Genomic DNA, 12,682 nt, shown 5'->3' on the forward strand with positions numbered 1-12,682 from the left:
GATGCGAGACGATCCGTTGTTCCTGGTGATGGCCACGGCAATGCTGGTGGTCGTGGTGATCCTGCTGTTCGGCATCGGGTCCTTTGCGAAGGGCGGAGAATTCAACAAGAAATACGCGAACAAGGCGATGCGCTGGCGCATCATCGCGCAATTCGTCGCGGTCGTGCTGATCGTGCTGTTCGTGCTGATCCGAAGAGGAGGCTGAGCATGGTCGTGCTCAACAAGATCTACACCCGCACCGGCGACAAGGGCGAAACCGCGCTGGTCAACGGTGACCGCGTGCCGAAGTTCTCGCCGCGGGTCGAGGCCTACGGCACCGCCGACGAGCTGAACGCGGTGCTGGGCGTGACCCGGCTGCATGCCGACGGCGACCTCGAGGCGGCGCTGTCACGGATCCAGAACGACCTGTTCGATCTCGGCGCGGACCTCGGCCGGCCCGACATGGAGAAGGATGCCGAAGCCGGCTACCCGGTGCTGCGCATGGTCGCGGCGCAGGTCGAACGGCTCGAGGCCGAGATCGACGCCATGAACGAGAAGCTCGAGCCGCTGCGCAGCTTCGTGCTGCCGGGGGGCGCGGCGGTTGCCGCGCATCTGCACCAGTGCCGCACCGTGGCGCGCCGGGCGGAGCGGCGGACGGTCGAGCTGGCCTCGGTCGAGGACGTGAACGAGCACGCGGTGAAATACCTCAACCGCCTCAGCGACTGGTTCTTCGTGGCCTCGCGCATCGCCAACGACAACGGTCGCGCCGACGTGTTGTGGGTTCCGGGGGCGAACCGCTGAAAGCGGCGGGGCGTCCAGTGGATGCCCCGGTCTCCGCAATCGCTGGCAGGCGCCGGCCCGCAGCGCGGGGGCGTCTACCGCGCGCGTCGTGATGGAAGCCTTGGCGCTTGGTGGGGTGAGACCCTAACCTACGACTCTTCAACACGTGATCCCGACGGATCAGGCCTCTGTCACGGGGCGCGCCTCGATCACCACGAAGGCTTGTGCCCAGGGGTGATCGTCGGTCAGCGTCACGTGAATGATCGCCTCGTGGCCCGGGGGGGTCATCTCGTCGAGCCGTTCCTTCGCCCAGCCTGTCACCTGCATCACCGGCTGACCGGTGCGCAGGTTCGTCACCGCCATGTCCTTCCACGCGATCCCCATGCGCAGGCCGGTTCCGAGCGCCTTCGAGCACGCCTCCTTGGCCGCCCAGCGTTTCGCGTAGGTGCCGGCGACGTCGGCGCGGCGCTCGGCCTTGAGCTGCTCGGTCTCGGTGAAGACGCGGTTGCGAAAGCGGTCTCCGAACCGCTCCAGCGTGCCGGCGATCCGGTCGATGTTCGCAAGGTCGGTGCCGATGCCGAGGATCATGGCGCGCCTTCGTAGACCTGCGCCAGCCGGTCTGCGCCGAGGCCCCCATGCCAGTCGAAGGCGTGGTCGCAGGCCCGCGCGTAGTCGGCAAGCGTGAGTGCGGGGAACTGGAAGAACGCCGGGGCGCGCTCTTGTGTCATCGCGAACAGCAACCGGTCGATCCGCGACCAGCGCATCGCGGCAAGGCACATCTCGCATGGCTGCATGGAGGCGATGAGCGTGCAGCCGGACAGGTCGGTCTGTCCGAGTGCGGCGCTGGCCTTCTCGATCGCGACGATCTCGGCGTGGCGCGACGCGTCGCAGCGGGCCGAGACCTCGTTGGCCTCGAGCGCGAGCACCTCGTCGCCGCGCAGGACGGCGGCGGTAAAGACCGGGCCGCTGCCGGGTAGGAAGCGGTCGAGCGCCGCCGCGATCACCCGGTCGAGCGTCTCGCGTTCGGGCCCGGTGGGCGTCACGCGCGCGCCTCGTCCATCAGGTGGCGCATCTCGGTGATCGCGGGGCCGAGGCCGCGGAAGATCGCTTCGCCGATGAGGAAGTGGCCGATGTTGAGCTCCATCACCTCGGGGAAGGCGGCAATGGGGGCGACCGTCTCGTAGGTCAGCCCGTGGCCGGCGTGGACCTCGAGGCCCAGAGAATGGGCGTGGGCGGTCATGTCGCGCAGGCGCGCGAGCTCGGCGTCGCGCTCTTCGAAGCGGCCCTCGTAGTGCAGGTCGCAGTAGGCGCCGGTGTGCAGCTCGACCACCTGCGCGCCGATGCGGGCGGCGGCATCGACCTGCGGCTTGTCGGCGCCGATGAACAGCGACACCCGACAACCGGCCTCGCGCAGAGGGTCGATGAAATGCGCCAGCCGGTTCTCGTCCTTCGCCACCTCGAGGCCGCCCTCGGTGGTGCGCTCCTCGCGCTTCTCGGGCACGATGCAGACCGCGTGCGGCTTGTGGCGCAGCGCGATGGCCTGCATCTCGTCGGTTGCGGCCATCTCGAGGTTGAGCGGCAGCGAGAGCGTCTCCATCAGACCGTCGATGTCGCCGTCCGAGATGTGGCGGCGATCCTCGCGGAGGTGCGCGGTGATGCCGTCGGCGCCGGCCTCCTCCGCGATCTGCGCGGCGCGCAGCGGGTCGGGGTAGGCGCTGCCGCGGGCGTTGCGCACGGTGGCGACGTGGTCGATGTTGACGCCAAGCCGCAGGCGTCCGGCATACTCGGTCATTCTGGTCCTCGCGAGACAAACGGTGACGGGCGGACAGTAGACCGCAAATGCGCAAAGGGAAAACCGGTTTTGCCCGGTGCCTCCCAAGTCCTTTCCATATCCCGCGTTCGTGCCGGCGACCGCGTGACGCGCCCGGTCGGTTTGCCAGAAGGGCCGTCGGGGTCTAAGACGGGCGAAAGACATGGATCGGGACGGATCTTGGCCAAACGACGCTCACCGGATCGCCTGCTTTCGCAGCAGGCACAGGGCACGCTGCGCCGCGCCGCGCTTCTGTCGGCGCTGGCTGCCGCGCTCTGGCCGCTGCAGGCGCTGGCGCTGGCATGGGGCATCGGCGGCTGGGTCGCGGGTGCCGGGGTGCGGGAGAGCCTGCTTGCCGCCGCCGGCTTCGCGCTGATCGGCATCCTGCGTGCGGTGCTCGACCGGGTCGCGGCGCGACAGGCCTATCTTGCCGCCGACGGCGTCATTCACAAGTTGCGACAGGGGCTGCTGACGCGCGAGGCGCTGCGCCCGGGGGCCGCGGCCTCCTCGGCGGCGCTGGCGGCAATGCTGACCGAGAAGCTCGCGGTGCTGGGACCTTGGATCACCCGCTACCGCCCGGCGATGGCACGCACGAAACTGGTGCCGCTGATCTCGCTGGTGCTGGCGTTCTCGCTGTCCTGGGCGGTGGGGCTGGTCTTCCTCGTCACCGGGCCGCTGATCCCGATCTTCATGGCGCTGGTGGGCATGGCCGCGAAAGAGGCGAGCGCCCGCCAGATGGTCGAGATCGGCGACATGAACACGCTGCTGATCGACCGCATCGCGGCGCTGCCCGACATCCTGCTGCTGAACGCGGGCGACGCCTCGCGCGCCGCCTTCGAGGCCCGTGCCGAGGGGCTGCGGGCGCGCACCATGGCAGTGTTGCGGGTGGCGTTCCTGTCCTCGACGGTGCTCGAGCTGTTCTCGGCCATCGGGGTTGCGCTGGTGGCGGTCTACGTGGGCTTCACGCTGCTGGGAGAGCTGGATTTCGGCACATGGGGCACCGGGCTCACCCTGTCCGAGGGCATCTTCCTGCTGCTGCTGGCGCCCGACTACTTCCAGCCGCTGCGCGATCTCGCCGCCGCGTGGCACGACAAGGCCGCCGCCGAGGCGGTGGCCGACGAGCTCGACGCGCTCGAGGCCGACGAGACCGCGCCGGTGCTGGGGCAGGGCGCCCGCGCCGAGCCGCTGGCCGGTCCGGCCTCCGTGTCGCTCGACGGGGTGGCGGTGCATCGTGGTGATCAGTTGCTGCGGCTCCCGGATCTTTCGGTGGCGCCCGGTGAAAGCGTCGCGCTGAGCGGGCCGAGCGGGGTCGGAAAGTCCACCGCGCTCGACCTGATGGCGGGGCTGCTGACGCCGGCGGAGGGTACGGTGCGGGTGGCGGGCCGTGCGCTCGACGCGGACACCGCCGATGCGTGGCGCGGGCGTGTCGGCTACGTGCCGCAGGGGGTGCATGTGCCCGACATGACGCTGCGCCGCTTCCTCGATCCCCACGATTTCGGGGCCGACCTCGATGCGGCGCTCTGCAAGGCGCGCGCAGACGGGATCGTCGCCGCGCTGCCCGAGGGGCTCGAGACCGTGCTTGGCGAGACCGGCGCCGGGGTGTCGGGCGGCGAGGCGCGGCGGCTGCTGCTGGCGCGCGCCTTCCTCACCGGAGCCGATGTCATCCTTGCCGACGAGCCGACCGCCGATCTCGATGCCACCAACGGTGCGGCGATCATCGATGCGCTCACCGAGCTTGCCGCCGGGGGGCGCACGGTGATCGTGGCGACCCACGATCCAGCGCTGGTCGCGGCGATGGGGCGCGTGGTGCTGTTCGGGGAGGATACGGCATGAAGCGGCTCTGGCAGGTTCTGCGACTGCTCTGGAAGGCCGAGCCCTGGGCCATGTGGCGGGGTGCAGCGCTGGCCGTGGCGGTGCTCGTGATGGGCGCGGCCCTTCTGGGGCTGTCGGGCTGGTTCATCACCGCCACCGGCATCGCCGGGATTGCCGGCGTGGGCATCGCCTTCGACGTGTTCCGCCCATCTGCCGGTGTGCGGTTCCTCGCGCTGGGCCGGGCGGGCGCGCGCTACGGCGAGCGCCTGCTCACCCATGACGCCACGCTGCGGGCGCTGGCGCGGCTGCGGGTGACGCTGCTGCAACGGCTCGAACGCTTCCCGATGCCCGAGCTGCGCCGCCTGCGCGGCGCGGCGGCGCTGACCCGGATCACCGCCGACGTGGATGCGCTCGACGGGGTGGTGCTGCGGCTCGCGCTGCCTGTGGCGGCGGCGCTCATCACTCACGGGGCGGCCTTCGTGACGCTCTGGGCGCTGACCTCGCATGCCATCGCTGCCTCGATCGCGCTGGGCTACCTGCTGGGCGGCGGCGTGGTGCTGTGGCGCGTGGGCCGCGCGACACTGGCACCGTCGAGCCAGGCGGAAGAGGCGATGCAGACCCTGCGGCAGCGCGCCATCGGCCTGTTCCGGGGCCGCCGCGAAGCGATCCTGCAGGGCACGCTGCCGCGCTGGCGCGACTCGCTGGATGCGACCGAGGCCGAGGCGCGCGGCGCCATGGACCGGCTCGACTCCATCGACACCGGCGCGGGGATGACCCTTGCGATCATCGTCACGCTGGTGACCGCCGCCGTCTTCGCGCTGGCGGGGGTTCTCGTCGCGGGCAGCGACCTCGACCCGGCGCTCGCGGCGATCGGCGTCTTCGTGGCGCTGGCGCTGGCCGAGACGCTGGTGCCGCTGCGCCGGGGCATGGCCGAGATCGGCCGGATGCGTGACGCCGCCGAGCGCGTCATGGCCGCGCCGGAGCGGACGCCGCAGCCCAAGCTCAGCGGTCCTGTCGAACCTGCCGTCGAGGGCGCTGCGCTGGAGGTGCGGCACCTGTCGCTCGCCCGCCCCGGCTGGACGCGACTGCTGCTGCACGACCTGTCCTTCGCCGTCATGCCGGGCGAGATGCTGGCGATCCGGGGCGAAAGCGGCGCCGGCAAGAGCACGCTCTTCGACGTGCTGGCCGGCCTCGCGCCCGCCACCGCCGGCGAGGCGCTGCTGAAGGGCCGTCCGCTGCCCGACTGGGAGGCGCCCGCCCTGCGCGATGCGCTGATGCTGGTGTCGCAACGCTCCGCGCTGCTCTCGGGCAGCATCCTCGAGAACCTCGCGCTGGCCGATCCCGAGCTGACCGAGGCGCGCGCTTGGGAGGCCTTGCGCGCGGTGTCGCTCGATGCGGCCATCGAGGCGCGCGGCGGGCTCGGCTCGCAGCTCGGCGAGGGTGGGGCAGGGCTGTCCGGCGGCCAGTCGCGGCGGCTGGTGCTGGCCCGTGCCATCCTGCGCCGGCCCGACGTGCTGCTGCTTGACGAGCCGACCGAGGGGCTCGACGCGACGACCGCGCGCGCGGTGCTCGACGGCATCCGGGGCTTCCTGCCCGACGCCGCGATTGTCACCGCCTCGCACCGCGCGGCCGAGCTAGAGACGGCGGATCGGGTGATCTCACTCGAACGTTACATTCCAAAATCCTGATCCTTTGACCCAGATCAAGTTGCCGCCCGCGGCGCGGGTGTAGCACCGCGGTAAATCTGAGTCTGTGAAATAGCTTATGCGCGCAGGCTCGTAACCCGATCTGTGGCAATGGTTCTTTCGACCTCCTCCGACCGCACCGGCCGCCGGATGCCACGCAACCGAGGAGACGACGCATGGAACTCGATCTCGTCGAGTTGTCGCGACTGCAGTTCGCGATGACCGCGATGTATCACTTCCTCTTCGTGCCGCTGACGCTGGGTCTTTCGGTCCTCGTCGCGATCATGGAGACGGTCTACGTGATGACCAACCGCCCGATCTGGCGCCAGATGACGAAATTCTGGGGCACGCTGTTCGGCATCAACTTCGTGCTTGGCGTGGCCACGGGCATCACCATGGAATTCCAGTTCGGCATGAACTGGTCCTACTATTCGCACTACGTGGGCGACATCTTCGGCGCGCCGCTGGCGGTCGAGGGTCTGATGGCCTTCTTCCTCGAGGCCACCTTTGTCGGGCTGTTCTTCTTCGGCTGGGACAAGCTGAGCAAGGTGGCCCACATGGTCGTCGCATGGCTGGTGGCGCTGGGGTCGAACTTCTCTGCGCTCTGGATCCTCATCGCCAATGGCTGGATGCAGAACCCGGTCGGCGCCGCCTTCAATCCCGAGACCATGCGGATGGAGATGACGAGCTTCTTCGACGTGGTCTTCAACGAGGTCGCGCAGGCCAAATTCGTGCACACCGTTTCGGCGGGCTATGTCACCGCCTCGGTCTTCGTGCTGGGTGTTTCGGCTTGGTATCTGCTGAAGGAGCGGCACGTCGAACTTGCGCGCCGATCCATCGCCGTGGCCTCGGCCTTCGGGCTGGCCGCGGCGCTGTCGGTGGTCGTGCTGGGCGATGAGTCGGGCTACTCGGCCAGCCACACCCAGAAGATGAAGCTCGCCGCCATCGAGGCCATGTGGGAGACCCACGACGCCCCGGCACCCTTCACCGCCATCGGCTTTCCCGACCAGGAGGCGCGCGAGACACATTACGCGGTCGAGATCCCCTGGGTCATGGGGCTGATCGGCACCCGCTCGCTGACCCACGAGATCCCCGGCATCAACGACCTCGTGGCCGAGGCCGAGGACCGCGTGCGCTCGGGGCTGGTCGCCTATGACGCGCTGATGACCATCCGCGAAGCGCGCGATGCGACCCCGGCCGACGTGCGCGCCGCCTTCGAGGCGCATTCCGCCGACTTGGGCTTTGCCTTCCTTCTGAAGCGCTACGTCGACGACCCGCGCGAGGCGACCGAGGCACAGATCGTTCAGGCCGCGCAGGACACCATTCCCGGCGTCGCGCCGCTGTTCTGGGCGTTCCGCCTCATGGTGGGGCTCGGCTTTGCCTTCATCGCGGTGATGGCCGGCTTCTTCGTGATGTCGAACTTCCGCAACATGCGGTTTCCGCGCTGGATGCTGCGTCTGGCGGTGCTCATCATCCCCGCTCCGTGGATTGCCGCCGAGCTGGGCTGGTTCGTGGCCGAGTTCGGGCGCCAGCCGTGGACCGTCGACGGGGTGCTGCCGACGGCGCTCTCGGCCAGCCACCTGAGCGTGGGCGACCTGCTCATCACGCTGGCGGGCTTCGTGATCTTCTACACCGCGCTCTTCGTGATCGAGATGGGCCTGATGCTGAAATACATCCGCAAGGGCCCCTACATGGACGTCGCCGAAACCGACCGGTGGCGCGCGCGCCACGAACATCGCCTGCGCACCCATGACGGGCAGGGCCCCTTTGCAGCAAACCCGGCGGAGTAAGACACATGATCCTGCATGACCTCATCAGCTTCGAGTTGCTGCGCGTGATCTGGTGGGCGCTGCTCGGCGTCCTGCTGATCGGCTTCGCGCTGACCGACGGCTTCGACATGGGGGTGGGCGCGCTTCTGCCCTTCGTCGGCAGAACCGACGTCGAGCGGCGCGTCGCCATCAACACCATCGGCCCGGTCTGGGAAGGCAACCAGGTCTGGTTCATCCTTGGCGGCGGCGCGATCTTCGCCGCCTGGCCGCCGCTCTACGCGGTGAGCTTCTCGGGCTTCTACCTCGCGATGTTCGCGGTGCTCGCGGCGCTGATCCTGCGGCCCGTGGGCTTCAAGTACCGCTCGAAGCGCGACAGCGCGGCCTGGCGCAACGGCTGGGACTGGGCGCTCTTCGTCGGAGGGGCCGCGCCGGCGCTGCTTTTCGGCGTGGCCGTCGGAAACGTGTTGCTCGGCGTGCCGTTCCACCTGACCGAGGACCTGATGCCGATGTATGACGGCAGCTTCTACGGCAAGTTCCTCGGGCTGCTGCATCCTTTCGCCATCGTGGCGGGCGTGGTCTCGCTGTCGATGCTGGTGATGCACGGCGCGGCCTGGCTGACGCTCAAGACCGAGGGGCCGGTGCAGCGCCGCGCCCGCACCATCGGCACCTACGCCGGGGTGATCGCGGCGGCGGCCTACGCGCTGGCCGGGCTCTGGCTCGCGGTCGGCATCGACGGCTTCGCCATCGCCGGCGCGGTGGTGACCGACGGCCCGTCGAACCCGCTGCACTCTGAGGTGCTGCGCGAGGGCTCGTGGCTCAACGCCTACGCGGTGCGCCCGTGGATCGCCGTCGCTCCGGCCATGGGCTTTGCCGGCATCGCCATGGCGGTGCGCGGGCTGCGTGCCGGGCGCGAGGTGTCGACCCTGCTGTGGTCGAAACTCGCGATCACCGGGATCATCGCCAGCGTCGGGCTCACCATGTTCCCCTTCATCCTGCCGTCGACGGTCGATCCGTCGAGCTCGCTGACGGTCTGGGACAGTTCGTCCTCGCATCTGACGCTGTTCGTCATGCTGGTGATGACGGCGATCTTCCTGCCGCTCATCCTCGCCTACACGGCGTGGGTCTACAAAGTGCTCTGGGGCAAGGTCACCGAAGACGACGTGACCGGCCACTCCGAGAGCGTCTACTGAGAAAGGATTGATCCCATGTGGTATTTCGCCTGGCTTCTCGGCCTGCCGCTGGCCGCGCTCTTCGCGGTGCTGAACGCGATGTGGCTGGAACTGCGGGTCGACGCCTGCCTTGCCGACGAGGGCGACTGCCCGGTCGGAGAGCACGGCCGCTGATCTCCCGAACGCGCCGTCAGGTCGTCCCTTGGCGGCGGGGAGAGAGCGGGCGGATCGCGCAGGCGGTCCGCCCTTTCGCGTATCTTCGGGCCCGTATGCTTGCGGCCACGAGGTGAGAGGAGGCGGCTGGCCCGAAAAATTGCCAGTCCCTTCGGCGGAGAGCCGGACATTGCGCTTCGGACCCGAGAAAAATGTCGCTTTCGAGCCGTTTCGTCTGAAAAGTCATAGCCCTGTCATCGGCGAGCCCTAGAGTTTCCCATCAGGCTTCCGAGCAGGGGTTGCATGTCCATGACCGACGTCGGCGAACAGATCGCCGCACTTCCCATGCACTGGGACAAGAAGGGGAATCTCCGGGTCCTGATGGTGACCTCGCGCGACAGCGGTCGGTGGGTCATGCCGAAGGGCTGGGAGATGAACGGCAAGAAGCCCTGGGCCGCCGCAGAGATCGAGGCGCTCGAAGAAGCGGGCGCCAAGGGCTACATCAGCCGCGAGGCGATCGGTATCTTCACCTACGACAAGCGTCTCGACGACGGCAGCGTGCTGCCCTGCGTGGTCCGCGTCTACCCGATGGTCGTCGACAAGCTGCAGCGCCGCTGGAAGGAGCGCCACCAGCGCAAGCGGCGCTGGTTCACGCCCAAGGCGGCGGCGAAGCGCGTTCAGGAACCCGAGCTGTCGGACCTTCTCCTGAGCCTGAAGAGCAAGCCGAAGAAGCAACCTGTCATCCGTGAAATGCTGCGGGCCTGCTGACCACTCTGTCGGGGCTGGTCATCGGCGGTTGGTCGGGCTCAGGGATCGGGCGTGAACGCCCCGAAACCGCCGCCCCGGAACAGCAGCGGTTCGCCCGGGTGGGTGTCGACCTGAAGCACCTCGCCCACGACGATCGAATGATCGCCACCGTCATGGTCCGCGACCCGCTTGCAGAGGAAGCGCGACAGGCAACCCTCGAGCAGTGGCACGCGATGCGGTCCTTCCTGCCAGGGGACCTCGTCGAAGGCGTCGCCAGAGCGCGCGAAATCACGGCAGAGCGCGCTCTGCTCGCGGCCGAGAACGTGAATCGCGAAATACTCGGCGGCAACGAAGAACGGGTAGCGTTGCGAGCCCTTGGCCGGCGACCAGAGCACCAGCGGCGGATCGAGCGAGAGGCTCGCGAAGCTGTTCGCGGTGATTCCCAGCGGGCCGTCGGGGGTCGCGCAGGTCACCACGGTCACGCCGGTCACGAACCGCCCCAGCGCGTCGCGAAAGGCTTTCGGGTCAGCCGTCGCCGGATCGAAGCTTGCCGGAAGATCGCTCATGTCGCTGCCTGTGATCCTGTCGTTGCTGCCCGTGGCACGTGGTGTCTCCTGTCTCGTCCTGCGTCGTCCATCCTTGCCCCATGTGCGCCACGGGGTCCAGAAAGCCGGATCGCACATCGCCGGTGCGCCGCTGCGCGCGGTTGGGCGTTCCAGCTAGGGCCGCGCGGCGAGAAGTCCCAGCCTTTTGGGGCGACCTCGGGGCATCCGCCAAGGCTGGCGGCTCACGCGGCGACAACTGTGGATTTCATACCACAGTCGAACCTGGCGCCGGGGCGTTGCCCCGGGGCTGGGTCGGTATCAGGCCTTGAGGCGCCAGCCGGTACGGAACAGGCTCCACGCGGCCAGCAGCACGATCGCCGTGGCCCCCACCGCCACGATGAAACCGAAGCCGGGCGCGGCGTCGCTCACGCCGAGCATGCCGTAGCGCGCGCCGTCGATCAGGTAGAACACCGGGTTGAAGTGGGTGATCTCGTAGAGCCCCGGCGGCAGCGCCTCGACCGAGTAGAAGGTGCCGGACAGGAAGGCGAGCGGGGTCACGAGGAAGTTGGTGATCGCCGCCATCTGGTCGAACTTGTTGGCCCAGAGACCGGCGAGCATCCCCAGCGCCGACAGGAAGGCCGCGCCGAGCGTGGCGAAGACCAGCAGCACGAACGGGTGCTGCGGCGCAAGCCCGGTGGTGACGAACAGCCCCAGCGTGATCGCCACCGCGACGAAGAGCCCGCGCGCCACGCCGCCGGCGAGATAGCCGATCACCAGCTCGAAGGGGGCAAGCGGCGGCATCAGAGTGTCGACGATGTTGCCCTGCACCTTCGAAATCACGATCGAGGACGATGTGTTGGCGAAGGCATTCTGGATCACGGTCATCATCAGGATGCCCGGCGCGATGAAGCTGGTGAAGGGCACCCCCATCACGTCGCCCCGGCGCGGGCCGATGGCGATGGTGAAGATCACCAGGAACAACCCCGCGGTGACCAGCGGCGCAAGCAGCGTCTGGGTCCAGACATTGGCGAAGCGGCGGATCTCGCGCCGGCAGAGCGTGTAGAGCCCCATCCAGTTGACCCGGCCGAAGCGCCGTTCGCCGCGATCGATGTTCGGAATGTCTGTCATGCGCGTGCCTTTCCTCTACGGGGCTGGCTTGTATCTCGGAATGCGATGACTACAATAGAGCCATCCGCGGAATTTCCAGGCGGTCCCTCGCGCGGGCCGCCTTTTTCAATGAGGAACACCCATGTCCTGGACCGATGAGCGCGTAGAACTCTTGAAGAAGATGTGGGCTGAGGGGCAGTCCGCAAGCCAGATCGCGAAGGAGCTTGGCGGTGTCACGCGCAACGCCGTGATCGGCAAGGTGCATCGTCTGGGCCTTTCGAACCGCACCGGCGGTGCCGCGGGAAGCGCGCCGGCGGCTGCTGCGGCTCCGGCTCCCGCGAAGGAGCCCAAGCCCGCGAAGGAAGCCAAGCCGAAGCCCGCGCCGAAGCCGGTCGAGCCGGAACAGCCCGCCGTGGCCGAGGAAGAGCCCGAGGCCCCCGTGGCCGAAACGCGTCCGGCGACCACGCCCGCGCGCAAGCAGATCATCCCGGCCGGCCAGCCGCTGCCGCCGCAGCCCTCCGCCAACGAGATCAGCCCCGAGGCGCTGGCCAAGGTGAGCGAGATCGAGAAGAAGGCCAAGAAGCTGACGCTCATGGAGCTCACCGAGCGCACCTGCAAGTGGCCCGTTGGCGACCCGGCGACCGACGACTTCTGGTTCTGCGGTCTGCCAGTCCAGCAGGGCAAGCCCTACTGCGAGGCGCATGTGGGTGTGGCCTTCCAGCCGATGTCCTCGCGCCGCGACCGTCGCCGCTGAGCGGATCATCCGCGGCACACATATAGAGTGCCGTCTCGCAACGAGACCCCGAGGGCGGGGCGCCGACATTCCGGCGCTCCGCCTTTTTCTTTGTCCGACCGTCCCTAGGCCCTGAAACGGGGGAGGGGGCCGTTTGGCCTGTTCCCCGGCGGGAAGATCGCGAGCGTCTCGCTCCTCTGCCCTGCCTCGCATCGCGGCTTGGGGTGACTCGTACTGGGCGCCATCGATTCCGGCCGATTCCGCGTGATTCCGGCGGCCTCTTGTGTCTGTTGGCGGATTTTCCCCAACATATTGATGCGGCACGGCTTTCTTGCCGCCGGGTAAGGCACGGCGCTTGGTTTGGGGGCTTGGCGGAGGGCGCCTTAAGTGAGG

At 68.7% G+C, this 12,682-nt stretch carries 14 protein-coding genes; 9 read left to right on the top strand and 5 right to left on the bottom strand.

All coding sequences use genetic code 11. The features are described from left to right. Window position 1 precedes the first annotated feature (1 nt). Together D6860_RS14300 and D6860_RS14305 are read left to right on the top strand one after the other, a co-directional pair. On the top strand, window positions 2-205 hold the full coding sequence (locus D6860_RS14300) for a twin transmembrane helix small protein (protein WP_076622688.1): 204 nt from the start codon (window positions 2-4) through the stop codon (window positions 203-205). A 2-nt stretch (window positions 206-207) separates the two neighbouring features. Beyond that, complete coding sequence (locus D6860_RS14305; RefSeq protein WP_076622687.1) at window positions 208-780, top strand: cob(I)yrinic acid a,c-diamide adenosyltransferase; 573 nt, start codon at window positions 208-210, stop codon at window positions 778-780. A gap of 159 nt (window positions 781-939) precedes the next feature. On the opposite strand, the gene acpS is transcribed toward D6860_RS14305, so the two are convergent. Genes acpS through D6860_RS14320 form a run of 3 tightly spaced genes read right to left on the bottom strand, consistent with a single transcriptional unit; the run spans window position 940 to window position 2,551 of the window. Continuing rightward, window positions 940-1,347 (bottom strand): holo-ACP synthase, encoded by a 408-nt coding sequence (gene acpS / locus D6860_RS14310; protein ID WP_017469542.1) that lies wholly within the window; start codon window positions 1,345-1,347, stop codon window positions 940-942. Continuing rightward, the gene (locus D6860_RS14315; protein WP_076622686.1) at window positions 1,344-1,802 is read right to left on the bottom strand and encodes a nucleoside deaminase; all 459 of its coding nucleotides are present in this window, start codon (window positions 1,800-1,802) and stop codon (window positions 1,344-1,346) included. The genes acpS and D6860_RS14315 overlap by 4 nt, the downstream gene beginning before the upstream one ends. Continuing rightward, complete coding sequence (locus tag D6860_RS14320; RefSeq protein WP_076622685.1) at window positions 1,799-2,551, bottom strand: pyridoxine 5'-phosphate synthase; 753 nt, start codon at window positions 2,549-2,551, stop codon at window positions 1,799-1,801. Before D6860_RS14320 ends, D6860_RS14315 begins: the two co-directional genes overlap by 4 nt. Window positions 2,552-2,749: 198 nt before the next feature. Here D6860_RS14320 and D6860_RS14325 point away from each other — a divergent pair, with 198 nt between their 5' ends. The 6 genes from D6860_RS14325 (at window position 2,750) to D6860_RS14350 (ending at window position 9,925) form a co-directional block, all read left to right on the top strand. Further along, entirely contained in the window at window positions 2,750-4,402 is a 1,653-nt protein-coding gene (locus D6860_RS14325; RefSeq protein ID WP_076622684.1) for an ABC transporter ATP-binding protein/permease, read from the top strand. Continuing rightward, on the top strand, window positions 4,399-6,069 hold the full coding sequence (locus D6860_RS14330; protein WP_076622683.1) for an amino acid ABC transporter ATP-binding/permease protein: 1,671 nt from the start codon (window positions 4,399-4,401) through the stop codon (window positions 6,067-6,069). Before D6860_RS14325 ends, D6860_RS14330 begins: the two co-directional genes overlap by 4 nt. A 173-nt stretch (window positions 6,070-6,242) precedes the next feature. Beyond that, a complete protein-coding gene (locus D6860_RS14335; RefSeq protein WP_076622682.1) occupies window positions 6,243-7,856 on the top strand; it encodes a cytochrome ubiquinol oxidase subunit I in 1,614 nt (537 codons plus the stop codon). Between the two features lie 5 nt (window positions 7,857-7,861). Next, window positions 7,862-9,025, top strand: a complete 1,164-nt coding sequence (gene cydB, locus D6860_RS14340; protein ID WP_076622681.1) for a cytochrome d ubiquinol oxidase subunit II — start codon at window positions 7,862-7,864, stop codon at window positions 9,023-9,025. A gap of 15 nt (window positions 9,026-9,040) precedes the next feature. Continuing rightward, window positions 9,041-9,178: a cytochrome bd-I oxidase subunit CydX gene (gene cydX / locus D6860_RS14345; RefSeq protein ID WP_076622680.1), complete on the top strand. Its 138-nt coding sequence runs from the start codon at window positions 9,041-9,043 to the stop codon at window positions 9,176-9,178. 282 nt (window positions 9,179-9,460) lie between these two features. After that, window positions 9,461-9,925, top strand: a complete 465-nt coding sequence (locus D6860_RS14350; protein ID WP_308420247.1) for an NUDIX hydrolase — start codon at window positions 9,461-9,463, stop codon at window positions 9,923-9,925. Between the two features lie 38 nt (window positions 9,926-9,963). Here the strand turns inward: D6860_RS14350 and D6860_RS14355 are convergent, their stop codons facing one another. Next, entirely contained in the window at window positions 9,964-10,470 is a 507-nt protein-coding gene (locus D6860_RS14355; RefSeq protein WP_017468906.1) for a flavin reductase family protein, read from the bottom strand. 297 nt (window positions 10,471-10,767) lie between these two features. Continuing rightward, on the bottom strand, window positions 10,768-11,577 hold the full coding sequence (locus D6860_RS14360) for an ABC transporter permease (protein WP_076622679.1): 810 nt from the start codon (window positions 11,575-11,577) through the stop codon (window positions 10,768-10,770). Window positions 11,578-11,698: 121 nt separating this feature from the next. Between D6860_RS14360 and D6860_RS14365 the strand changes: the two genes are divergently transcribed. Then, on the top strand, window positions 11,699-12,310 hold the full coding sequence (locus D6860_RS14365) for a GcrA family cell cycle regulator (protein ID WP_017468865.1): 612 nt from the start codon (window positions 11,699-11,701) through the stop codon (window positions 12,308-12,310). Window positions 12,311-12,682: the final 372 nt, after the last annotated feature.

Origin of the sequence: Salipiger sp. D13, assembly GCF_003703915.1 — a bacterium.
GTDB lineage: Bacteria > Pseudomonadota > Alphaproteobacteria > Rhodobacterales > Rhodobacteraceae > Salipiger > Salipiger profundus.